General features: G+C 39.3%; 24 protein-coding genes. 11 read left to right on the plus strand and 13 right to left on the minus strand.

The genetic code is table 11. From position 1 onward, the window contains the following. Nucleotides 1-26: 26 nt before the first annotated feature. The 3 genes from ACTJKC_RS08995 to ACTJKC_RS09005 are packed head-to-tail and all read right to left on the minus strand — an operon-like array spanning nt 27 to nt 2873. Nucleotides 27-1361, minus strand: coding sequence for a paraquat-inducible protein A (locus ACTJKC_RS08995; protein WP_440791230.1), 1335 nt, complete (start codon nt 1359-1361; stop codon nt 27-29). Nucleotides 1362-1394: 33 nt separating this feature from the next. Beyond that, nucleotides 1395-2720: a paraquat-inducible protein A gene (locus ACTJKC_RS09000; RefSeq protein ID WP_440791232.1), complete on the minus strand. Its 1326-nt coding sequence runs from the start codon at nt 2718-2720 to the stop codon at nt 1395-1397. An 18-nt stretch (nt 2721-2738) separates the two neighbouring features. Beyond that, the gene (locus ACTJKC_RS09005) at nt 2739-2873 is read right to left on the minus strand and encodes a hypothetical protein (RefSeq protein ID WP_344851521.1); all 135 of its coding nucleotides are present in this window, start codon (nt 2871-2873) and stop codon (nt 2739-2741) included. 197 nt (nt 2874-3070) lie between these two features. On the opposite strand from ACTJKC_RS09005, the gene ACTJKC_RS09010 reads away from it, so the two are divergent. Genes ACTJKC_RS09010 through ACTJKC_RS09045 form a run of 8 tightly spaced genes read left to right on the plus strand, consistent with a single transcriptional unit; the run spans nt 3071 to nt 12474 of the window. Further along, a complete protein-coding gene (locus ACTJKC_RS09010; protein WP_344851522.1) occupies nt 3071-3229 on the plus strand; it encodes a hypothetical protein in 159 nt (52 codons plus the stop codon). 16 nt (nt 3230-3245) lie between these two features. Then, on the plus strand, nt 3246-3938 hold the full coding sequence (locus ACTJKC_RS09015) for a helix-turn-helix transcriptional regulator (protein WP_025141471.1): 693 nt from the start codon (nt 3246-3248) through the stop codon (nt 3936-3938). Continuing rightward, entirely contained in the window at nt 3935-5002 is a 1068-nt protein-coding gene (locus ACTJKC_RS09020) for a hypothetical protein (protein ID WP_440791235.1), read from the plus strand. The genes ACTJKC_RS09015 and ACTJKC_RS09020 overlap by 4 nt, the downstream gene beginning before the upstream one ends. Then, entirely contained in the window at nt 4977-6191 is a 1215-nt protein-coding gene (locus ACTJKC_RS09025; RefSeq protein ID WP_440791237.1) for a lanthionine synthetase LanC family protein, read from the plus strand. The genes ACTJKC_RS09020 and ACTJKC_RS09025 overlap by 26 nt, the downstream gene beginning before the upstream one ends. Nucleotides 6192-6201: 10 nt before the next feature. Continuing rightward, the gene (locus ACTJKC_RS09030; RefSeq protein WP_440791239.1) at nt 6202-8583 is read left to right on the plus strand and encodes a TonB-dependent receptor domain-containing protein; all 2382 of its coding nucleotides are present in this window, start codon (nt 6202-6204) and stop codon (nt 8581-8583) included. Between the two features lie 42 nt (nt 8584-8625). Further along, complete coding sequence (locus tag ACTJKC_RS09035) at nt 8626-9540, plus strand: LLM class flavin-dependent oxidoreductase (RefSeq protein ID WP_440791241.1); 915 nt, start codon at nt 8626-8628, stop codon at nt 9538-9540. Beyond that, nucleotides 9533-11761, plus strand: a complete 2229-nt coding sequence (locus tag ACTJKC_RS09040) for a peptidase domain-containing ABC transporter (protein WP_440791243.1) — start codon at nt 9533-9535, stop codon at nt 11759-11761. Before ACTJKC_RS09035 ends, ACTJKC_RS09040 begins: the two co-directional genes overlap by 8 nt. Before the next feature lie 2 nt (nt 11762-11763). Continuing rightward, entirely contained in the window at nt 11764-12474 is a 711-nt protein-coding gene (locus tag ACTJKC_RS09045; RefSeq protein WP_440791245.1) for a hypothetical protein, read from the plus strand. Nucleotides 12475-12650: 176 nt separating this feature from the next. Here the strand turns inward: ACTJKC_RS09045 and ACTJKC_RS09050 are convergent, their stop codons facing one another. From ACTJKC_RS09050 to ACTJKC_RS09065, 4 genes are all read right to left on the minus strand, one after another. Beyond that, nucleotides 12651-12989, minus strand: a complete 339-nt coding sequence (locus tag ACTJKC_RS09050) for a hypothetical protein (protein ID WP_113950801.1) — start codon at nt 12987-12989, stop codon at nt 12651-12653. A gap of 156 nt (nt 12990-13145) precedes the next feature. After that, the gene (locus ACTJKC_RS09055; protein WP_440791247.1) at nt 13146-13964 is read right to left on the minus strand and encodes a TonB family protein; all 819 of its coding nucleotides are present in this window, start codon (nt 13962-13964) and stop codon (nt 13146-13148) included. Nucleotides 13965-14016: 52 nt separating this feature from the next. Continuing rightward, complete coding sequence (gene polA / locus ACTJKC_RS09060; protein WP_440791249.1) at nt 14017-16821, minus strand: DNA polymerase I; 2805 nt, start codon at nt 16819-16821, stop codon at nt 14017-14019. Nucleotides 16822-16926: 105 nt separating this feature from the next. Then, nucleotides 16927-17625: a CPBP family glutamic-type intramembrane protease gene (locus ACTJKC_RS09065; RefSeq protein ID WP_440791251.1), complete on the minus strand. Its 699-nt coding sequence runs from the start codon at nt 17623-17625 to the stop codon at nt 16927-16929. A gap of 57 nt (nt 17626-17682) precedes the next feature. On the opposite strand from ACTJKC_RS09065, the gene ACTJKC_RS09070 reads away from it, so the two are divergent. Beyond that, nucleotides 17683-18363, plus strand: a complete 681-nt coding sequence (locus ACTJKC_RS09070; protein WP_344851531.1) for a hypothetical protein — start codon at nt 17683-17685, stop codon at nt 18361-18363. Nucleotides 18364-18411: 48 nt separating this feature from the next. Here the strand turns inward: ACTJKC_RS09070 and ACTJKC_RS09075 are convergent, their stop codons facing one another. The 4 genes from ACTJKC_RS09075 to trmB form a co-directional block, all read right to left on the minus strand. Then, a complete protein-coding gene (locus ACTJKC_RS09075) occupies nt 18412-18975 on the minus strand; it encodes a DNA-3-methyladenine glycosylase I (RefSeq protein ID WP_440791254.1) in 564 nt (187 codons plus the stop codon). A 195-nt stretch (nt 18976-19170) separates the two neighbouring features. Continuing rightward, a complete protein-coding gene (locus ACTJKC_RS09080; protein WP_440791256.1) occupies nt 19171-19524 on the minus strand; it encodes a carboxymuconolactone decarboxylase family protein in 354 nt (117 codons plus the stop codon). 60 nt (nt 19525-19584) lie between these two features. Then, complete coding sequence (locus ACTJKC_RS09085) at nt 19585-19920, minus strand: MGMT family protein (RefSeq protein WP_344851534.1); 336 nt, start codon at nt 19918-19920, stop codon at nt 19585-19587. Next, entirely contained in the window at nt 19920-20570 is a 651-nt protein-coding gene (gene trmB / locus ACTJKC_RS09090) for a tRNA (guanosine(46)-N7)-methyltransferase TrmB (protein WP_440791258.1), read from the minus strand. The genes ACTJKC_RS09085 and trmB overlap by 1 nt, the downstream gene beginning before the upstream one ends. Nucleotides 20571-20682: 112 nt before the next feature. Between trmB and fcl the strand changes: the two genes are divergently transcribed. Then, a complete protein-coding gene (gene fcl / locus ACTJKC_RS09095) occupies nt 20683-21609 on the plus strand; it encodes a GDP-L-fucose synthase (RefSeq protein ID WP_440791260.1) in 927 nt (308 codons plus the stop codon). 53 nt (nt 21610-21662) lie between these two features. On the opposite strand, the gene ACTJKC_RS09100 is transcribed toward fcl, so the two are convergent. Next, the gene (locus ACTJKC_RS09100) at nt 21663-22790 is read right to left on the minus strand and encodes a glycoside hydrolase family 130 protein (protein ID WP_440791262.1); all 1128 of its coding nucleotides are present in this window, start codon (nt 22788-22790) and stop codon (nt 21663-21665) included. A 229-nt stretch (nt 22791-23019) separates the two neighbouring features. Here ACTJKC_RS09100 and ACTJKC_RS09105 point away from each other — a divergent pair, with 229 nt between their 5' ends. Further along, a complete protein-coding gene (locus ACTJKC_RS09105; RefSeq protein ID WP_344851538.1) occupies nt 23020-23952 on the plus strand; it encodes a hydrogen peroxide-inducible genes activator in 933 nt (310 codons plus the stop codon). A 134-nt stretch (nt 23953-24086) separates the two neighbouring features. Here the strand turns inward: ACTJKC_RS09105 and ACTJKC_RS09110 are convergent, their stop codons facing one another. Further along, on the minus strand, nt 24087-24326 hold the full coding sequence (locus tag ACTJKC_RS09110; RefSeq protein ID WP_440791264.1) for a hypothetical protein: 240 nt from the start codon (nt 24324-24326) through the stop codon (nt 24087-24089). Nucleotides 24327-24335: the final 9 nt, after the last annotated feature.

The following is a 24335-nucleotide window of genomic DNA, read 5'->3' on the forward strand; positions in this document are numbered from 1 at the left end:
AACTTTCTTCAAAGTCTATTATATCATTAACAAGGTCCGTTTTGTTCATCGATACGCTTCAGTATCGACGAGAGCACTATGGTGTAGATCACATAAGCTACAAATATGAAAAAGCCAAGTTGCAAGGCAGAATTATTTGCTGTAACCGTTTTTAGGGTGTCATTTTGCATGTTCAGTCCGGAAAGCTGACTCTTTAGGATTCCGTTAAGACCAATATAAGTCATCGCAACACCAACCACCATTACATCAGCCATATCCCATTTCCCAAGGTCAAACGCCAGAAACCGCAACACTTTTTGGCTGCCAAAAAGGTGGCCGCAGGATACATGAACACCTCTGGCTATAATTCTTAGAAGTGGAAGAATTACCACAAAAATCAGCAGCAGTGCCCCAACCAAAACGGCATCAGGCTTCGGTTGTTCAATGAGCGTTCCAATAATCCCCAATATGCTCTTGCTCTGAAAGAAAAGTACCTGGTTGGTAAAGGCAATTTTATCTCCAAGCAGTGCAAACTCCAGAGACTGAATCCTTGCATCAACTTCTATAATCGGAGAGGTAACTCCTACGGCAAGCAGGATAACGGCAAACAACAGCGACATGATAAATAATGGCACATGCAGCTGTACTTTTTTCCTCAAAAATAACCACAATATCAGTGCAATGGCCACGCAGCCAAGCATTCCAAGTGCAAACTGAAAGCTGGCTTTTTTTATTTCTGCCAATCTTGTATTCACTAAACGGTCGAAAGCATTGGCATTCGTTACATGGTATTTATGATAAATGTTTTGCTCAACAGTAGTAATGGTTGTATCTGTACTATCGTAGGTTTGTGCTTCAAGTTCGTCCACTTTACTGGTTGCAATCCCTTTTAATCTTTTTAAACTTGTAGGGCTCGTAATTTTTGCTACAATCGTTTTAGCGAAAGAAGGTACCTGCGCATGAAGTTCACCCACATCTACAAAACTTTTAAAGGCTAATTTTTTAAGCTTTCCTCCGAGGCTTTTCTGCGGTTTGGTTACTTCAGCTACTGCTTTGTTTACCAGGCCGTGCAGTTCTTTCTCCACCTCTTTCCGCATTTCTGTTTTTTGTTTCGCTGTGAGGTTAAAACCTTTCACCCTGCGATCAACAACGGCCGAAATTTTCTCTCCCCACCTGTCAACAGAAAATATACCAAAAGTAATGTTGTTCGATAGGCTGTAATCTTCTTTGATATGCTTCTGCTCTACAGATAGCTGATGGAAGCGGTAGCCAAAATAGGCTTCTCCCAGCAAAAGGATGCTGAGGGCAGCGATAAGCAATATAGGAGCTACCCTGTTTTTCCTTACCGGAGTATCTGGAGTGGTATTTATTGTTGTTGCCATAATAATTTATCAAACAGCTGAAATAAAAATGGTTTAGTGGGCATCATGTGGCGTAATGAACTTTAATATAGTGGATAAGATAAGGCCATAAAGTACAAAACTGATAAATATGATATATCCCGGCTGCAGGGCTGTATTGTTGGTGGTTAAGATGGTGAGTGAATCGTTTTTAATATTCAGTGCCTGAAGTTGTCCTTCAAGCAGTCCGTTTAGCCCGATATAGGCCATCAGGATGGCAATTACAATCACATCGGCCATACTCCACTTACCCGACTGGAAAGCAAAATATTTAATCACTCCGTTTTCAGCCAAACGTTTATTACCCAAAAGATGGATGCCCGTTGAGCTGAGCTTTACCACAGGAAAAAGGATGCTAAAAACCAATATCAGTACCCCAACGAGTATCGAATCGATCCCGGGCTGACTGATCAGTACCCGAACTACATCCATAATGCTCTTGCTCTGAAAAAACAGTACCTGATCTTTAAACATCACATGTTCGCCCAATAACACAAAATCGAGTGAACGGATCCGTGCATCTACCTCGATCATAGAGGCCGTAAGGCCTACGGCTAAGAGGATAAAAGCAAAAAACAGCGACATTACAAAAAGCGTAACATGCAAATCTCTACGTTTACGAAGCCCCCACCAAAAGCCAAGCACCACCACTACACAAGCCAGCATACCAAAAGAATAGCCGTAGGTTTTTGTGCGGATTTCAGCAAGCGAGGCTACTAATTTTTTGTTCAGCACGTCAGTGGAAGATACCTGATATTTCTGGTACATCGTTTTAATCGCCGCTGCATTTGCAACAAACGCGCTATCTTTTTTCTCCTCATTGGCAATTTCATTAAATTCACCAATAGCCATTTTACTCAATTGCTTTTTGTTTTTTGGGTTATCCACCTCGGCAATGATCTTTTTGGCAAAACCAGGTACCTGAGCTTTTATGCTATCAGAGTTCACAAAATTCTTAATGGCGAATTTCTGTATCTTCCCGCTTAAGGTTTTTTTCGGTTTATTTACGAGGGCTTCTGCCTTATTAATCAGAGCCAGCAATACCTGTTCAACTTCGGTTTGCAATACCTTTTTCTGCTTTTTGGTCATCTTCAGGTTACCTACCTGGTGATGCACAATTTTTGATACATTATCTTTCCACTGCTGTACCGAAAACAGCCCGTAAGTAATGTTGTTGATGCCCGAATAATCTTTCTTAATCTGCTCCTGCTGATCAGAAAGTTCATGTAGCCTAAATCCAAAGTACCCTTCTGCTCCAAGCAGCAGGGCAAGGGCAAGTATAAGCAGCAATTTAGGAAGAAAAGACTTCCGCTCCTTTGTATGTTTTTCTTGTGTTTCCAAGCCGGTTAATTTAAGTGGTTATGCCAATTGACGGCAATATTTGGTCTGGTATTGCCAGATAAAACCATCAACACGTAAAAAGGTTTTAAAAGCGCGATAAAATTGTGCCGGTACGGCTAAGTGCGGAAAAATCAGGCTGATAACTTTGATCACTGATGCGCCGTATATCCCCTACTTTTGTTTAATGGATCATGATAACTCTGCGCTTACCAAAGCTTCAATATCCTAAATCATTTTTCAGGTCGTCCTTAAATTTCGATAGTTGGACATTTTTCCAGCACAGTTGGTGTATATCTTTTTTTTATTTCTGAGCAACTTCTCACATTAGATTAAACAAAAAAACAAATCCCATGAAGAACGCTAAAAACACAATCAAATTAAAAAAGAGAATCATTGAATACCTGAACAATGATGAAATGAAATCGCTAAACGGTGGAGGTGGAAATTTTGACACCATGGATACCACGCTTACGATTACCGTTACCAACCTGCCTCCAATGAACAAATAAGATAATTCATCTACCTATGGAAAAACATCTCAACTTTAAAAGCATTGGACCTATTTGTATCGCATCAGAAAACAATATTTTGTGCGAAGCATTATTTGAATACCTGGGAAAAAGAAATTTCGAAAATATAGGTATTGCAGGTTCGGAAAAAGAAACCATTAACTTTTTGTGTGCAAACACTTCTTCCATCCTGATCATTAGTTCGAGCCTGCTCGACAGCACTATTTTTCAGACGATGGATGCCTTAAAAAAAATAAGATCAGATTTTAAAGTTATCTTATTAAGCAATGATGTAGAAATATTAAGGTATTACAGTGAAGGGAAGAATAACCTGGTGAAGGGATTGCTTTCTAACCACGAGAGTATGAGTGATTTGTACTACTGCATTATGGAAGTTGCTTACGGACTGGATTATCAATCGAACCATGTAAAAAGATTACTCCAGACCAAAAACTCGTTGGTTAAAGAAAACTTACTTTTTATCTCTTATTTCAACAAGATAAAAGAACTGACCAAAAGGGAGATGGAGATTTTTATTGCACTATCTACTTCCTTGTCTACTAAAAACATTGCCGAAAAACTTTACATCAGTCCCGCAACTGTAAATAACCATAAAGCCAGTATTACCTGCAAATTAAGCTTAAGGGGCAAAAATCAATTGTTATCGCTTGCGCTGTGGTACCGTACAACTATAATTAAATCGGCATGATCGAACCATCGGACATACTAAAGTTTCTGCTACGCCAGATTGATGGGAAGGGCAAACCGTATGAAAATACTGTGCGCTATAGTGTGGTGCGATTTTTATTGGCTGTAATAGAGGGTAGTCCGGTGAAAACTGAAGACAAGGCACTTTTAAGGGGCGCAGAATCTTTTGATAAAAAGATATTTATAGAACCTTTTTTAGGTGCGGTAAATGTACTCTTTATCATAGAGCCAGAAATTGAGAAACGCATTTTTGAAGACGAGTATTTATTGCCCGAACTCAACACTTACATTGCAGAAAGTGCCAATATAGCTATAAGCAGTAATATTTTTGATTTTGCCCATGGTGCATCGGGAATGTTGTTCTACCTGAAATCGGTAAACAGCAGCGAAATACTATGCCTTAAAAGCAGGTTTGTTAGCGGTGTAAGAAATTATGTTGATAAAAGGGCATACACACTTACCGAGAACCCTCAATATCTGTTGTCGAAATTAACCGATACTCTGATCGGAATATATTTAAATAAACCAGACGAACTCGAAGAAACAGAGCTTATTGATACCATTGATACCTGCTTTAACGCCATGTTTTCATTTTGGCAGGAAGTAAACCATGAGGATCAGAAGTACCTCTTTTTAGGTAGAAACCTGGAATACCCTACGTTAAAGGGATTACTTACCTGGTGTGAAGGCGATATCCAGAAAGCAATAGTTACCATCGTGTACTCGGTTTTAAAAAACAACAAGCCTCTGTATAAGACCGGGCTTTTGCTTGGACTGCATACCTTAATATTACCCGATTTGTTTGAGGATAATATTGATGGCGTTGATTTTTATTCGGGCGCACTGGGGCCGTATTATGGCTATAAACTGCTGTACGATTTTACGGACGACATTAATTTTTTGGAAGCTTCGGATCTCTGGATGTCGAGGTTAGAAGCCAATCTCTCCAGAATTATTTACGCCCAAAAAGAATTAAGCTTTCAGGAAATCATGATGATAGCCACCTGTTATGCATTCGTTAACCAAAAAAGCCAATACAATGACTACACCAGAGAAATCTTTTGATTATATGAACTCCAGTTCTTCCGAGATTGTTGAAAAGCTAATTTTTAATGGTGTTAAAACCCTGAACAATTCGCTTTTTTCTGGTCAGTTGGGTTATATTCTATATTTATTTGAAAGCAGCAGGCTTACTGGTGATGATGCAAGAGAAGAAGCTGAAACTTTACTCTACGGGCTGTTTGAAAAAATAAATGGCTCCACGCCTGCTTTTGGCGATTACTCTCTTGCCAATGGCTATGCAGGCTTTTCTTTATTGGTTAATTACCTGGAAAAACAGGGTTTTATTGAGATAGATGTAGAAGATGAATTGCATCAGTTTGATCTGGCCATCGCTAATAAGGCAATTGCCGATGTTAAACTTAACAATACCGATTTCCTTTATGGTGCTACAGGGTACCTGCACTATTTTGCCGAAAGAAATTTTAGTCCCTTTATAAAACAACATATAGAAACATTATTAAAAAGAATTTTTGAAAATAAAATCCTTGACGAAGAAGGGCTAAGGTTTAGAAATGCCTTCTACCATAAAGAACCCGGCGAAAATAACCACATTAACTTAGGTCTGGCCCACGGAAACCTGGCTTTAGGAATGGTTTTTTTGAATTTGGCAGATAAAGACCCGGCGCTCCATTGGTTGAGAAAAAAAGCCGAATTGCTTGCAGATTATATGATTAAAAATCTTGAGCTGCGAACCGGCGATGATGCAGTAATCAGGTCTTTATTTCCGTCAATTATACGAACCGACGGGGTAAAATGCTTTAACAAAATCCCCGTGGCCTGGTGTTATGGCGATCTGGCGATTTGTATCTTTTTATACAGGATAGGGCAGTTTTCAGAAAATAACCAATACCATAAAGTTGCCGGTCAGATTGGTCATTTATCGATGAAAGATACCTTTAAGCAGCTGGATTTTGTTAATGATCCGTTTTTTTGCCACGGAAGCGCCGGTATTGCTCAATTATATAAATCATTGTATCAATTATCAAACGACGAAAATTACCTCAATCATTATGAGTTCTGGATCGACAGGACAAATAAGATCATCGCTACAAAATACAGATCGAAAGATATCAACGATGCTATCGAAAAACCAGAACATGCATCACTTCTGGAAGGATTAATTGGAACCGCTTTAGTGCTTAACAGTTATAAAAGCAATATCGATCCCTGGAAATCTATTTTTTTACTTTAAAATCTACCAAATGAAAAAGTTAATCTTATTACTCGCACTAATTGTTGCCATAACCACCACCGTAAGTGCACAAACAGATATCCAGATCAAAGGAAAGGTTTTGGATGCCAAAAAAGAACCGGTAATTTTCGCTACCATATCATTAATTGATAGTTTGGGCAAAGCGGTCAATTTCGCAATATCCGATGAACAGGGAAACTACCTCTTTAATTTAAAGCAGGGTAAAGGTGCCTATAAATTATCGGGATCATCAATGGGGTATTCGGGCGCTGCCGTTTCGATTAATATTTCTGCTATTCCTGAAACAGTTACGGCACCTGATATTATATTCCTGGCCGATACCAAAATGCTGGCCGAGGTAAACATTAAGGGGAAAAAGGCATTAATAGAGCAAAAAATCGACAAACTGATTTTTAATGTTTCGCAAAGCCCCATGACGGCCGGAAGTTCGGCTTTGGATTTGCTTAAAAGGGCACCCGGGGTTTTTGTTGATCAATCAGACGCGATCAAACTGCGTGGTAAAAGTGTTCTGGTTTTGGTAGACAATAAGCAGATATATTTATCAGGAGATCAGGTAGCACAATATTTAAAGAGTCTGCAGGGCGATAATATCGATAAAATAGAAATCATCAGTAATCCATCTGCCAAATATGATGCACAGGGCGTTGGTGGGATAATTAATGTAATTTCTAAAAAAGATAAGAAAATAGGTGTTAACGGCAACCTTACAGCCGGCGGGGGCTACGGCAGAAATGGAAAATACAATAGCAGTGGTTTACTTAACTACAGGCAAAAAATGTTTGCAGTTTCGGGCAATATTGGCTACAATCATGATAAAAGCCCTACATCCGGAGAACTTAACAGAACCTTATCGGGAACAAGCTTTTCGCAAAACAGCTCCAGCATTAAAACCATTAACTCTAGCCTTGCCAAACTATCTGTAGATTTTTTTCCAAATGAAAAAAATACATTAGGTTTTGGTTTTATTGGTAACAGAGCGAGTAATGATCTCGCAAACAACAGTTTAACTTCGTTAAGTGAAAGTGGCGCCATTAACCAGCTTAATCTTTTTAGTGCCAACCAGACCGAGTGGAACAGCCTCACCTATAGTTTAAATTATAAACTGGCACTGAGTAAAGATGAAAACCTATCTTTTGATGCCGATCTTTCTAATTATGAAAATGACGGGGATATTAATTACACTTCCAATAATGTAAACAATCAGCTTTCGCAGCCAAATACCCTCAACATCAATAAAACCATGATTAAGATTGCTTCGGCAAAGCTTGACTATGAACGTGTGCTCTTAAAAAAGCTTAATCTGGAAACAGGTGCAAAGGTAAGCCGCGTAACTACTGATAACATGACCCAGTTTAACCAACAGATTGATGGCAATTGGGAAAATGATGTAAAAAGAAGCAATGTTTTTAACTACGATGAAACCATAGTATCGGGTTATGTAAACCTGAATACCAAATTAGGTAAAAAACTATCCTTGCAATTGGGTTTAAGGGGCGAGCAAACACGATCAGACGGTGATTCGAAAACGCTTGATTCAGTTTTCAGGCTTAATTATTTCAAGCTTTTTCCAAGTGCCTATATTACTTATGATTTTAACCAGAACAATCAGCTCGGTATTTCTTATAGCAGGCGGATTGGGAGACCAGGCTATAAAGATCTGAACCCGTTTACCTATTACACCGATCAATACACGGCAAGTCAGGGTAATCCGTTTTTGAGACCAAGTTTTACCAATTCATTCGAACTAAATTATACCCTGCTCCAGCAGTTTAATATATCGGCAGGTTTTCAGCATACAAAGGATGAATTTGAAAAAATTGCCGTGCAGGAAGCCGATACCAAACTGGTAAAAGAAATCTATCAAAACTTTGATCAATTTTATGGCTACTATATCGGGGCTAACATTCCGGTAAAAGTGCTTAAGATATGGGAGATTAGTAACTACGCCAACTTCTACTATACCGATTATACCATGGGCCAGATCAGATCGAAAGGCTCGGCGCTGCAGCTTAACAGTACTTCATCTTTCACGCTGCCAAAAAGCATAACAGCCGAACTGGACATGATTTATTTTTACAACAATGCCTATGGTATTTACCGGGTAAAGCCCAACCTGTATTTTAATCTGGGCATAGCCAAAAGCCTGTCAGACAAAAGATCTACGTTTAAGCTGAGCATTTTCGACTTATTCAATACAAACAGGTCTTCTATAACGGCCAACCTGGGTACACTAAACCTGGCTTCGAACTACAGGTGGGAAGGCACGAGGGCGAATTTAAGCTATAGCTACAAATTTGGTAAAAGCACAGTTAAGGGGGCCTCTACCAAGAGAAAATCTTCGGGCGAGGAACAGGGCCGGATTAAAAACTAATAGCACAGGCAGTAAATTATTATTCACTTTTTAACTGTAGATATGAAAATCGGAATTCTGGAGTTTGGCGCCATTGATGGACATTCAGGGGCTGAAATATTGGAAAATGTTTTGGAATATGCTCAAATTGCTGATGCAGCTGGTTTTAACCGTTTCTGGCTAACCGAACATCATCCTTTAAGCCTGGCATGGAACAGCCCCGAAATGTTGATTCCAACACTAGCCTGTTATACCGATCGCATTAAGATTGGCATTGCAGGCACATTATCTGCTGTTCACTCACCGTATCGCGTGGCCTGCGATTTTAAGCTTTTAGCTACACTTTTTCCGGGCCGGATAGATTTGGGCTTTGCAAATGGCAAGCCAAACTTAACAGCTGCGGGATATTTATTAAACCGCTCTGATGTAACCGATGAAATTTATAAAACCTTTAACGATAATGTTAGATTAACCTATGATTTTCTGAAAGGAGAAGCACAATCTATAGCCCCCGTACATGGAGATTTACCCGAAATGTGGCTTTTAGGGGCTTCGTATAATCAATTACCTTTTGCGCGCGAAATGGGAATAGGTTTTTCAAGGTCTTTGTTCCACACAACCGATCCGGCTGGTAAAAATGCAGATTTATTATTTAGTCACATGGGATTATTTGAGGCCCGGCATAAGGCCCCGCCACCACTTAACCTGGCATTTGCGGGGATTTGTGATGCGGATAGCCAAAGGGCCGAAAAACGCTTTTACGATACCTATAAAACAGCATATGACCCGCTGAGCAATTTCATAGTCGGATCGCCTGCTTATTTTTCTGATCGTCTGGAAGCCCTCTATGAAGAAACTGGCATCAGTGAATTTATTTTCAAAGACCTAGATACGGATAACAGCAGGCGGCTGGAAACACTATCAACATTAAGCAATTTAATTAGCGACCGGATTCCAATACTCAAAAGCCATGATTAACCCAAGTTTAAAAAAATTCCCGCATTTTACGCAGCTAGATCATATGGATTGTGGTCCAACCTGCCTGAGGATTGTGAGCAAATTTTATGGTAAATTCTTCAACCTGCAAAGTTTAAGGAACCTCAGTAAAACTACACGGGCCGGCAGTACCATGCTCGGGCTGCTCCGTGCATCCGAAAAACTGGGTTACAATAGTTTTGGTGCAAAAGTAAACCTGGAAATGCTCCAAAACGAGGTAGACCTGCCTTGTGTTTTACACTGGAACCAGAATCACTTTAATGTGCTTTATAAGATTACCAAAACAAAAGCTTATATATCAGATCCGGCAAGGGGATTATTGGTGTACAGCATAAAAGATTTCTTAAAAGGTTGGGCATCCGGCGGAGATATTGGCTTTGTACTGATGCTGGAACCTACACCAGCCTTTTATGCTCAGGAAGATGAGGAAAACGGGATATATAAAGGAATAGGTTTCCTTTTGCCTTTTTTGAAAAAATACAGGAGCTATGGCGTACACCTGCTGGCTGGGCTGGTAATTGGAGGCGCCTTACAGCTTGCCTTTCCTTACCTCACACAATCTATAGTTGATAATGGAATCAAAAACAAAAATGTAAACATCATTTATATGATCCTGGCTGCTCAGTTGTTCTTGTTTTTAGGCAAAATAAGCGTAGAGATACTGCGCAGCTGGATCCTGGTACATATCGGTGCGCGTTTTAACATTTCCATGCTTTCTAATTTCTTTGTAAAGCTGATGAAATTGCCTCTATCATTTTTCGATGTGAAAATGACAGGTGACCTTTTGCAAAGAATTAACGACCATAAAAGAATAGAACAAACACTTACGTCCAACTCCATTAGTACCTTAATTTCATTTTTTAACCTTTTCCTTTTCAGTATTGTATTGGTAAATTATAACCTGTCGATTTTCTTAATCTTTATGTTTGGCAGTTCCTTAAATTTTATATGGATTTATTGTTTTATCAAAAAACGTGGAGATCTCGATTATAAAAGGTTTAACCAGTTGAGCGCAAACCAGAGTAAAACCATAGAACTGATAAATGGCATACAGGAAATTAAATTAAACAATGCAGAACGGGAAAAAAGGTGGCAATGGGAAAAATTCCAGACGAAACTGTTCAGGACGAATATCCAGAGTTTAGCGCTTGATCAGGTGCAGAATATCGGTTCACTTTTTATTAACGAGCTCAAAAATATTATTATTACGGTTATTGCAGCACAGCTTGTAATTAAAGGAGAACTCACGCTGGGTATGCTTTTGTCCATCAGTTATATTATTGGCCAGTTAAATTCGCCTATTACGCAGCTTGTATCATTTGTACAATCTTTTCAGGATGCTAAACTGAGTTTGGAACGGATTGCAGAAATACATGGCAAGGAAGAAGAAAACAACCATTACAATGTAGAAATACCAGACACTACAGATGGGGTTGAAATTAAACTGCAAAATCTTACATTTTGCTATTCCGGGGCGCCCGATCAGATTATTTTAAACAATATTTCCCTTACCATTCCACGCAATAAAGTAACGGCAATTGTAGGCTCGAGTGGCAGTGGTAAAACCACCCTGATGAAACTGCTGTTAAATTTTTATAAACCAACGGTTGGCGAGATATTGGTGAACGAAAAAAGATTAGCCTCTATTTCTGATGAATTTTGGAGGCATATCTGTGGTTCAGTACTTCAGGAGGGGTTTATATTTTCGGATACGATTGAAAAAAATATTGCTGTTGGGGTTGAATATGTTGAACACGACAAGCTGCGGAATGCACTTAGGGTGGCCAATATTGAAGGTTTGGTAAATTCTTTACCGCTGGGTTTATCAACAAAAATCGGTCAGGAAGGTGTTGGTTTAAGTACCGGCCAAAAACAACGGTTATTAATTGCACGGGCAATCTACAAGGCTCCTCAGGTACTGTTTTTTGATGAGGCTACAAGCGCGCTCGACAGTAAAAATGAAAAAGAGATCGTTTCTAATTTAGACCGTTTCTTTAACGAAAAAACAGTTGTTGTAATTGCACACCGGCTTAGTACCATTAAATCGGCAGATCAGATTGTTTTACTAAATGAGGGCCGTGTAGAAGAAATTGGTACACATGAAGAACTGATCCGGAAAAACGGTTTCTACTTTGATCTGGTTAAAAATCAGTTATCAATGGATGAAATTAATCAAAATCTAATTCAATTTAAAACAGCCTAACCATGCCAGTTAACCAACCAATTGCCGAACCTGCTGCAAATGATTATTCAGAAGAAGTTGATCATATTTTAAGTAGTTTGCCTAAATGGCTCAAACAATGGAACATCTATATCATCGTTATCGTGATATCAGGCAGCCTGCTGATTTATCAGTTATTTGAAAAGAAACTTCAGTTTACGCCAATTTATACCACACTCAATATATCCCCTGCACCTCAGTATATAGAAGTGAAAAACCTTTCGAAGATCAGCCGGGTTTATGCCATAACGAATAAAAAGGTTGTGAAAGGAGATACTATAGCGAAATTGTCAGAAATCGGATCTCCTTCAAAATATCAGTTTTTAATTGCCCCAATAACCGGGGTATTAAATATTAAAGGCGATTTAAAAGCTGGGAGTATTCTTCGGAAAAATCAGGCAATGATAGAAATTTCGGCAGAAGAAGAGAAAACCATTTATGGCGAATTAAGGGTAAACAAAACTCAGGCAGATAAATTTAAGCCGGGAAATCTGATAAAGATAGAACTGGATGAACAAGGAAAAGAGCAGTTTTTACAAGCCAGTATCCAGCAGGTTGATGATACTGCAGATTCGGTAATTATCTACTACCAGGTTGCTAATCCCGGCAAATACAATATTAATCCCAGGCTTAAACAGGTAAGGGGAAAATTAGTACAGGAGAAAACAAAATTCTCTTTCAGTTCGCTTTTGTAGGCGGTTAAGTTTCAGATCAATGTGGTAAAAATACCCATAGCTGGATTAAAGAAATGGTCAAATAGAAATAAGAGGTCTTTGTAATGCTCTGGTTGAAAAAAATGGATCAACGGTTTTTAAAACAAAAAAGGGCCTCCAATTTTCATTAGAGACCCTTTCAAATTATAAACCTGAACCTAATTCTTTTTTGCAGCTTCTTTATTGGCTTTGTAGCGCATATCAGCTGTACCGTCTTTTTTTGTTGGACCAGCAACTTTAGTTACTGCTTTTGCTTTATTTTCTTTAAAACGCATATCCGGAGTGCCATCTGCTTTTACTTTAGCAGCTGTAGTAGTGGTTTTAGTTTCTACTTTTTTGGCCTCTTGTTTTACACCTGCTTTTACTGGGGCAGTGGTAGTTTTTACTTCTTTTTTAGCAACTGTTTTAGCCTTTGCAGGAGTTGTTGCCGGTGTTTGAGCAAATGCTGTGGTTAAACCAAATGCTGCGATTGCGATTAAACTCAATAACTTTTTCATAATTTTTAGATTTGTTTTTAATTGTTATGAAGCTTCTTCGTTTCACTCCAAGGTTTCATAACTTCTGTTTTACTCGTTTATTTTGTTGATATAAAATTCATAAATCGATATGAAGTTTTAATGAAGATAACGAATATTTTTATTTAACTGAAAAAACTATTTAATGGAAAAATTAATGTTGATGTTGTAGGGTACGGCTATTGTTTTACCGAATAAGGTAGCCGGAATCCAGTCTGCTGATTGTTCCAGTACCTTGATGGCTTCCTCCGCCAAACTAATGTGTGGTGCCGAAATAACTTTAATATCTTCTATTTTGCCTGTGCGGGATACTAAAAATGATAAGTAAACCTTTCCCTGCGCCCTGCTGTTCCGGGCATCTGCCGGATACCTGATGCTTTTGGCCAGGAACATATAAAATTTCTTCATGCCGCCAGGAAATGAGGGCTCTGTTGTAATTTCGGCTTTGCTTACTGGTTTTCCATCAATATCTAAATAAGTGCTGTCCGTTACCTTGCTTTTACTGTCATAAAGCTCTCTAAGTGCAGGTTTACCATCTTCGTAACTAATTTTCCATTCTCCAGTTTTCTTATCCTCAGTGTAGTTTCCCGTGGTTTTAGGCGCACCATTTTTCCAATAAGCAGTATAAGGGCCATTAAGTTTGTCCTGATCGTACACCTTGGTTTCCTTTGTTTTACCATCAGCATCGAAGCTTGTCCACAAGCCCGTTTTTTTATTATCGTGGTAAAAACCCTTCAACGAAACTTTTCCATCCTCATACTCCAGGTATTCGCCGTTTAACGTTTTTAATTTACGGTCGGTAAATGTCTCAGATTTGGTTAATGCCTGTTTCGAATTAAAAGTTGTTCTGATCCAGACACTGTCTTTTTTGTAAACTTTATAGGTTTCAGCCGATTTGGCTTTATCATAATTACCTCCAAAATTGTAAGTAATCAGCGTATCGCTTTTCTGGGCCATACATCCAATGTATATAAAGCAGCCTAAAATAAATATGGAGAGCGTTTTCATATTAGTGTGCAGCCAGCCAGTTATCTCCCTCTCCAATTTCTACCACAATAGGCACGGTTAATTTTATGGCATTGGCCATTTTATCCTGGATGATGGCTTTCATCACCTCTTTTTCCGATCGTACCACATCAAAAACCAACTCATCATGCACCTGCATGGTCATAGTTGATTGTAAGTTTTGTGCCTTCATTTCTTTATGGATATTGATCATCGCAATCTTGATCATATCGGCTGCTGAACCCTGAATCGGTGCGTTGATTGCATTTCGTTCTGCAAAGCCACGTACGGTTTGATTGGCCGAGTTAATGTCTCTTAAATAGCGTCTTCTGCCCATTATCGTTTCCACAAATCCGTTCTCACGTGCAAAATTCATGGTATCGCTCATGTAACGTTTAATACCCGGATATTGCGCAAAATATTGTTCGATAATTTCTGCTGCTTCTTTACGCGGGATACCTAAGTTCTGAGATAAACCAAAAGCCGACTGACCATAAATGATCCCGAAGTTTACAGCTTTGGCATTTCTACGCTGAGTTCCATCTACCTCCTCGATGCTTACGCCATATACTTTGGCTGCTGTAGCGGTATGGATATCAATCCCTTTGCTGAAAGCATCCAGCATATTTTCTTCTTTACTAATTTCGGCAATAATGCGCAATTCTATCTGCGAATAATCGGCAGATAAAAGGATGTGATTTTCATCTCGGGCAATAAAAGCTTTACGAACTTCCCTGCCCCTTTCGGTACGGATAGGGATGTTTTGCAGGTTCGGATTATTAGAACTTAACCTGCCCGTAGCAGCTACGGCCTGGTTATACGAAGTATGTACCCTGCCCGTTTTCGGGTTAACCATTAAAGGCAAAGCATCAACATAAGTTGATTTAAGCTTCTGTAACTGGCGGAAATCTAAAATATCCTGTACAATATCACTTTTACTTGCTAAAGCTGTTAAAACGTCTTCTCCGGTCTGGTACTGACCGGTTTTGGTCTTTTTAGCTTTCGGATCGAGCTGGAGTTTATCAAAGAGCACCTCTCCCAGTTGTTTTGGCGAAGCCAGGTTAAACTTAATCCCTGCTTTATCGTACACATTCTGCTCGAACTTAATGATCTCAGTTTCGAGTTCTTTAGAATAAGCCTTTAAGGTTTCAATATCAATGCGTACACCTTCTTTTTCAATATCTGCCAATACATAAACCAAAGGATTTTCAATTTCTTCGGCCAGTTTGGCTGCATTTAATTCTTTTAATTTGGGCTCGAAAATGTGCGCCAGCTGTAAAGTTACATCAGCGTCTTCTGCGGCATAATCTACCACATCTATCACCGGAACATCGCGCATGGTACCCTGGTTTTTGCCTTTTGCACCAATTAATTTGGTGATCGAAATTGGTGAATAACCCAGGTAATTTTCTGATAATACATCCATGCCATGGCGGGTATCTGGATCAATCAGGTAATGGGCCAGCATGGTATCGAACAGTTTTCCTTTTACTTCAACGCCGTACCATTTCAGCACTAAAATATCGTATTTGGTATTCTGACCAATCTTCTCGATATTTTCGTTTTCCAATACCACCCTAAATTCATCAACAATAGCCTGGGCTTCTTCCCTTTCTGCCGGAACGGGAATGTAATAACCTGTGCCTGGTTTTATAGAGAATGATAAGCCAACCAAATCGGCCATATTTGCATCGGTGCCTGTAGTTTCGGTATCAAATGAAATGCGTTTTTCGGCAAGCAAGAGTTTAATTAAACCGGCACGTTGCTCAACAGTATCTATTAATTGATAATCGTGTTCTGTATTTTCGATGGTTTTGGCCGGAAGTTTTTCTGCCGGTTCTTCTTCAAGCGTATTGGTATATTGTATGGTCTCGCCCGATTGATTGCCGAATAAATCAGTTTGTGTACCTTCCTGAAAACGTGCCGTAGTAACCGAAAATTCGTCGCCGAATACCCTTCGGCCTAAAGTCCTGAATTCTAATTCGGTAAATAAAGGCTCTAATAAATCGCGGCTTGGATCGCAAAGTTCTAAACTGGCTTCATCCAGTTCTACAGGCACATCTAATAAAATGGTAGCCAGTTTTTTGGAAATCAGCCCTTGTTCTGCAAAATTTTCTACGTTTTCGCGCTGTTTTCCTTTCAATTCGTGTGAGTTGGCAATAATGTTCTCCATCGAACCGTATTGTTTGATTAAAGCTTTAGCAGTTTTCTCGCCAATCCCCGGAATGCCAGGGATATTATCTACTGCATCGCCCCACAAGCCCAAAATATCGATTACCTGTAATACATTTTCGATTTCCCATTTGGCCAATACTTCTTTTACGCCCAATATTTCCATATCGTTACCCATACGGGCCGGCTTGTAGATGAAAATATTTTCAGAAACCAGTTGCGCGAAATCCTTATCCGGCGTCATGCAGTAAACCTGAAAACCTTTTAGTTCTGCTTTTTTGGCCAGTGTACCAATAATATCATCAGCCTCATAACCATCAGAAGTTATTACAGGAATATTAAAACCTGTAATTAATTTAATTACATAAGGCATTGCGGCAGCCAGATCTTCGGGCATGGCCTGGCGGTGCGCCTTATAGGCTTCGAAAGAAGTATGCCTTTCTGTTGGTGCCTCGGTATCAAAAACAACCGCAATATGTGTCGGTTTTTCTTTCTTCAGTACATCTAATAAGGTATTGGTAAAGCCCATTACTGCCGATGTATTGATGCCTGTTGACGTAAAACGAGGGTTTTTACTTAATGCAAAATGCGCCCTGTACATTAGCGCCATACCGTCTAGGAGAAAGAGTTTTTTCATATTATGATTACACCGGTTTAATGATTACTCCGATAAGCCGTTTAAATGAACTTATTGGTGATAAATTAACCAAAGTTAAAGGTTTAGAAGAGATATACATCCAATTTAACGGAAAAAGAACTCCAATAATATCATTATAAAATTCATGAGACTATGAAATATGATGGAGTAGATTAAACCATATTTAATTCGAAGATATCCCATTGATAGTCCATCAAAGAATTGTGAGATGACAAATATAATAAATACAGGGTCGCTAAGGGTCAAGTCTTTTATGTTAGTTAAATGGATTAAACCAAATATAATGGCTGAATAGTAAAATATATATCCGAACGATTGACGTTGGAAAACAATTTTTCTGAGGATATCCATTCTTTTAAAGTATCCGCGCAAAATGAGAGATATAACGAAGAAAATTATATAAATTGGCAATTTGAGATAAGTGCTGTTTATGAAATAATCAGTTATCAAGGCAAGGGTAAAGCATATAAAGTATATGGAAAGATACTTTCCTCTTAAATGCCACCTGAATATAGATTCTTCTAATAGTGGAGCTAGAATACAGGCGATTAATAGTGCTGCTAATAGACCAAATTTTTTTAGGATATCGATTTTTTCTACATATTCATCAATAATTTTGAATTGTACCAGGATATAATAAATACCCATTATAATACCTGCAAATATTATGTCGAGTAGGAGTAGCCAAAAGATATCTCTCCAAAGAGATTTCTTATCTTTACTGAGTTTTAGAAGTTTTGGCTTTTTTAAGAAATGCCAAAATGCAGAGAGCGTTTCAATCATTACTGTTTTTGGATGTTATTTTTAAATAATTACGTTATACCCCGATATTGCTAACTTATGAAGATTTTTAACCTTTTTATTTTATTTTTATCAATAACCATTACTACTTCTGCCCAGGATTTTATCGTTAAAAACAATGATGATGTGATTCGCGGAACCATAAAAGGCACCGATTATTTTTCTGTTTTTATCAGTGCCAATGATGAAGCGGATGTAATTTTACCGGCAAAGGATGTTAAAAACTTCTTCTGGAATGGCGACAGCTTTGTAAGCAAGGGATTTGCAAACGGCCGTAATTTCGAATACCGTTTTGTAAAGGTGATTGAAATGGGAACGGTTAACCTTTATTCGTTTGGTGGAGGAACTTTGGTGCCCCAGGTGAAAGAGAAAAAAGTAAGATTCAGGCCTTCAGTGGGTATCGGAACCGGAACCGGTGGTTACGGCGGTATGGGCATGGGCGGAGGAATCAGCATTGGTGGCGGACGTAGTTCGGCTCCGGAAAGGCCTGCAGGAGCGCCCGCTGTCCGTTATTTTATTGAGAAACCCGGTGCTGGTCCGCTGCAGGAAGTACCCATGAAAGCCATCACCGAGGATGCCAGGAAGCCAGAGGTTAAAAATATTCTGTTGCAGAAAATGGGCGATCAGCCATTATTAAAAGCCAAAATAGAGGCTGGTGCAGAATTTAATACCCGTGATGTGACGGAGTGGGTAAAGGAGTATAACGCGACTAAAAAATAAAGCCAGGATTTAATAGATTTAGGATTGCAGGATCATTTTGGTGAAAAATTATCTCGCACAGCAGTTTAACAGGTGATCGTTAACCATTCCGGTGGCCTGCATGTGCGCGTAGCAGATGGTGGTGCCGAAAAACTTAAAGCCACGTTTTTTCATGTCTTTGCTAATGCGGTCAGAAAGTTCGGTGCGTGGCGGAACATCACTCATTTTTTCAATACGGTTTTGGATCGGTTTGCCATCAGGAACGAAACTCCACATGTATTTAGAGAAACTGCCAAATTCTTTCTGGATTTCGATAAACAGTTTGGCGTTGGTGATCGCCCCATTCACTTTTAAACGGTTGCGGATAATGCCTTCATCATTCATTAACCGCTCTACATCTTTTTCATTAAAAGCAGCCACCTTTTTTACATCGAAACCTGCAAAGGCCTTGCGGTAATTTTCGCGCCTGCGAAGGATCGTAATCCAGCTCAAACCCGCCTGCGCACCTTCGAGGATTAAAAATTCGAATAAAATCTTATCATCGTAAACAGGCTTTCCCCATTCTTCATCATGGTATTTAATGTAGAGGGGATCGGAAGTGGCCCAGGAACAGCGGATTAGTGAGTCTTGCATATGGTATATGTGAGATTTTATTTAATTACTTTTCGATAAGACGCTGAAATAAGTTAATAAGGAATGATTTACATAATGGCATCGTCATCTCGACTGAAGCGTAGCGAAATGGAGAGATCTACAATAGATTTCTCGGCTGCGTTGCACTCCGCTCGAAATGACGACTGTATTGTGCTTATTCTTGGAAATAGCACTCTAAACTCCCAACTCCGAACTTAGTTCATCCCAATACTCTACAGCTCTTCTATAATGCGGAATTACAATGCTGCCACCTACGAGGTTGGCGATCATGAAGATTTCATTCATTTCATCGCTGTTTATGCCGGCATCGAAACATTTACCCAGATGGTATTTAATACAATCGTCGCAACGCAAAACCATTGATGCCACCAGGCCCAGCATTTCTTTCGTTTTAACATCCAGGGCGCCATCTGCATAGGAAGTGGTATCTAAAGCGAAAAAACGTTTAATGTTTGTATTCGCCGTTTCCATAATCCTATCGTTCATTTTTTCGCGATAGCCATTAAATTCTTCTACTAATTTTCCCATGTATAATTAATTATTGAATGAATGATTTTTTAGTGAGAGAATGGCGTTAATATTATTTGTTCAATCGAGGTTGATTTCTTCCAGCGGGTTCCAGAATACTTTTTTAAAGTTAACCACCTTATCATTTTTAACTTCAACGCCTTCCTGCCTTAACAGTTCTTCCATTAATTCAGGTGGTTTAAAATGAAATTTCCCGGTAAGGAGGCCGCTGCTGTTTACCACACGGTGAGCAGGTACCCGGGGATGCGCCGTGCCGGCATAAAGCATGGCATGCCCAACCATCCGCGATGATTTTGCCGCGCCTAAACTTTTGGCAATTGCCCCATAGGATGTTACCCTTCCTTTCGGAATTAAACGGGCAATCTCATAAACCTGTTCGTAAAAATTGGTATCCATTATTCAAAAGAAAATTGAATATAGTTAATATTTTTATCGTGTAATAGGTATTTTTTCTCATAGTAGGTTTTGATCGACAGCACTTCGTCAACAAGATCCGAAGTATATAAATGATCGGTATTTTTATGAACCTTTAAGCCTAATTCTGCAACCTTTTCGCAGGTGTATGCATACAACTGATCGTTATCCGTTTTTAGATTAACGTTTCCACCTGGTTTTAAAACAACTTTATACCTGTTCAAAAATGCAGGAAAAGTTAAGCGTTTTTTCTCACGGCTATCCTGTGGCTGCGGATCAGGGAAGGTGATCCAGATCTCATCAATTTCTCCTTCGCTAAAATAATCAAGGATATTTTCAATCTGTATCCTTAAAAATGCAACATTATCAATCCCGTCTTCAATGGCTGTTTTGGCTCCACGCCAGATGCGGTTACCTTTATAATCAACGCCGATAAAATTCTTCTCAGGAAATAACCTGGCCAGGTTTACCGAATATTCGCCCTTTCCACATGCCAGTTCGAGCACAATAGGGTTTTCATTTTTAAAATGTGCTGAAGCCCAGTTTCCTTTTAAAGCTTTTCCTGCGTCTAATTGATATACGTTTGCAAATGTTTCGATTTCTGCAAAACGCCTAAGTTTATCTTTACCCAAAAGTTTTTTTCTGCAAAAATACAATTAAATCAATAACCCATGTTTCTTTTGCTATAAAGATTCATGTCAATCTTGTTTAGGAATCGTATTTTTGTAACCTATAAAATTTACTGTGAAAAAAGAAGCTAAAATATACATTGCAGGCCATCGTGGGATGGTGGGTTCGGCCATTTACCGTAAACTGCAGAAAGAAGGTTACGAAAATATCATCACCAGAACTTCAGATGAACTTGATTTGCGCAACCAACAGGCGGTTACCGGTTTCTTTGCTGAAGAAAAGCCTGAATATGTGTTTCTTGCTGCAGCAAAAGTTGGTGGTATAGTGGCAAACAATACTTACAGGGCCGATTTCCTTTATGAAAATTTAGCCATTCAGAATAACGTAATCCATAATGCTTATGTAACTGGCGTTAAGAAACTAATGTTTCTGGGCTCGAGTTGTATTTACCCGAAAATGGCACCACAACCTTTAAAAGAAGATTACCTTTTAACCGGAACTTTAGAGCACACCAATGAGCCTTATGCCATTGCAAAAATTGCGGGAATTAAAATGTGCGATGCTTATCGCGATCAGTACGGATGTAATTTTATTTCAGTAATGCCAACCAACCTGTATGGTTATAACGATAATTACCACCCCCAGAATTCGCATGTTTTACCGGCCCTGATCCGTAAGGTACATGAGGCAAAAGCAAACAACGAAAAAGAGGTGGTGGTTTGGGGATCTGGCTCGCCAATGCGCGAATTTTTATTTGCAGATGACCTGGCAGATGCCTGTTATTTTTTGATGCAACATTATAATGAGCCTAATCTGATCAACATTGGTACCGGACACGATTTGACCATTAAAGACCTGGCTTTACTCATTAAAGACGTGCTGGGTTTTGAAGGTGAATTGGTATTCGATGCCGGCAAACCCGACGGAACACCGCGTAAATTAATGGATGTGAGCAAACTGCATAATTTAGGCTGGAAACATAAAGTCGAATTGAGAGAAGGAATTGCCCTGGCTTATCAGGATTTCGAAAGCCGGTACTAAATAAATTTTACAATGGTGCGCAGGATAAAATCCTGCGCATTTTTATTTACATTTTATTTTTTAGCAGCAGAATCATATATTGCTACTGCCACCTGGCTATCGGCACAGCCGTAATATAAAAACCATTTCTTTTTGAAATAAACCAGTCCTTCGATAAAAACTGTACCCGACGGGTATTGACCACTTTTTTCAAAAGATGCAGTAGGCACGAAAAAGGGTTGATCGAGCCGTGCTATCACTTTTGAGGGATTTTTCAGATCGAACAATACCTGCCCCGCCGAATAGGTATTGGCCACGTAATTGGTATCTCTTTCGGCATCGCCCCTGTTTTTACCATTGTATAAAACTAAAATACCTTTGTCGGTAACAATTGCCGGTGGACCGCATTCGGTCAGGTCGCTATCAAAATAATTTTTCCGGGGTTGCACAATTAAATCCAAATCACCTTTTGCATTTAAGGCGGGCTTCCAGTTAACAAGATCAACCGAAGTAGCAATATTCATGAAACGTTCTCCCCAGTACATCATGTATTTACCGTTTATTTTGGCAATTACCTGTTTCCCGTTTTCTACCTTGGTTACAATAGAACCGGATTTACATTTGAGCTCCTGAAATTTACCATTATAAGCCTTATTAAACGCAGCACCGTGTTTAGTCCAGTGTTTTAAATCTTTAGATGTAGCTACAGCCAAACGAAATATATTGCGGTTCCACTGCGTATAAAGCATTACATACAATCCTTCTGCCGTTACTGCAATTCGTGGGTCTTCACAACCACCCGGACATTCGGCTGCTTTCTGACTGTCTTCATCAGGATAAAGCACCGGTTCGGGATTTCTTTTCATTGTAATCCCATCACTACTTTCGGCAATGCCTATTCTCGAAGTACGCTTGCCGATACCAATGCCTGAGCGGTCTTCTCCGCGATAAAGTACATATATTTTATTTTTGTATTCGGCAGCCGCCGGATTAAATACATCACCCGCTTCCCAGGCAATTTTTTGTTTGCTCATCGGGTCGAAGAAAAGACTTTCGGTTTTTGGCGAAAGAATGGGATTAACATTTTCCGGTCGGATAAACGGTCCTAGTGCCCATTCAGGAAATATAACCTGGGCATTTGTTGCAGAGGCCAGCGGAAGAAAAACGACAAGAAGAAATAAGCGTAAAGCGATTTTGTTCATAAAGCTAATATACCCAATTAATCTGGTAAGTATTGAGGGTTAGATAATTGCTAATTAAATCAATAGCACCTACATATTCTATTCAATTTTTTGTTTAAACGTCTCATATACATGAAGAATTTCATCATTTGATTATCCGGAAAACAGCCTTTTATTTCTGGCCCGCTCAGATCGTTTTTTATTATAGTTAAAATTGATATCTTTGAGATTATAAATCAATTTTACCTATATGACTTTAGTTCAGCTTGAATATATTGTTGCTGTTGATACTTACAGAAGTTTTGTAACCGCTGCTGATAAATGTTTTGTTACCCAGCCAACCTTAAGTATGCAGGTGCAAAAACTGGAAGAATTGATCAGCGTTAAAATTTTCGACAGGAGCAAACAGCCAGTAAGTCCGACGGAGATCGGAGCACAGATTATTGCGCAGGCCAGGATTATTTTGCAGGAAAGTGGTAAAATAAAAGAACTCATCAGCAGCCAGCAGCAGGATGTTTTAGGCGAATTGCGGATTGGGGTTATTCCAACGGTTGCGCCTTATTTACTGCCAGAAGTAATTTCGGCCATGCTCGAAAAATATCCTGAATTAAAGCTTTTAATCTGGGAATATACCACCGAAGATATCATCCACCATTTAAAAACAGGTGTGTTGGATTGCGGGATACTGGCTACTCCACTAACCGATCAAAACATTACAGAGACACCGCTGTACTACGAAAACTTTGTAAGCTACATCAGCAAAAACAGCAAGCTTTATAAAAAGAAAGCGGTAGATGCCGAAGACCTGAACGACGAAAATATCTGGCTGTTAAACGAAGGCCATTGCATGCGGAACCAGGTATTAAATATCTGCCGTTCTACAAAAAACAATCGTTTACAAGGCTTGGAATATAATACCGGTAGTGTAGAAACCTTGGTGCGCATGGTTGATTTAAATGGTGGTGCAACCTTGCTACCCGAACTGGCCATTGCAGAATTGAACGCCAAACAAACCAGTAAAATCCGTCATTTTAAATCTCCTGAACCCGTGCGTGAGATCAGTTTGGTAACCCATAAAAACTTCATCAAGAAACGGATGCTGAATGCTTTAAAAGACGAGATTTTAGAAATCATCCCAAAAGCCATGAAGCAGAAAAAGAAAAAAGATATTGTAGGGATTTAGCCTTCTTGCCCCGCGATCGTCATTTCGAGCGGAGTACAACGTAGTCGAGAACCACGTAAGTGCTCAGCGAAGCTAAATCTGACGCGATAGATCTCTCTCCCGAATATTCGGGACGTTCCGGAGATGACGACTTTTTATAGCTCAGCGGCTAACCCCTTATCCTTATCCACGTGATCTGCCAGTTTATAACTTTGGGCTTCAGGATTTTTATCTTCTAAAAAAATCAGTATAATCAGTGAAATTATCGGGATTAAAAGAGAAATAAAAAACCAGAACCAAAAATTTCGTCCGGTTCTTTTCGCTAAAAAGCCAGCCAGTAACTGCGGAGATAATAACAACCCGAGTACTATAGATCCGAGGATTATTTCCGGCATTTCTTAATT

It is taken from the genome of Pedobacter sp. 22226 (genome assembly GCF_052045455.1).
GTDB classification, from domain to species: domain Bacteria; phylum Bacteroidota; class Bacteroidia; order Sphingobacteriales; family Sphingobacteriaceae; genus Pedobacter; species Pedobacter jeongneungensis.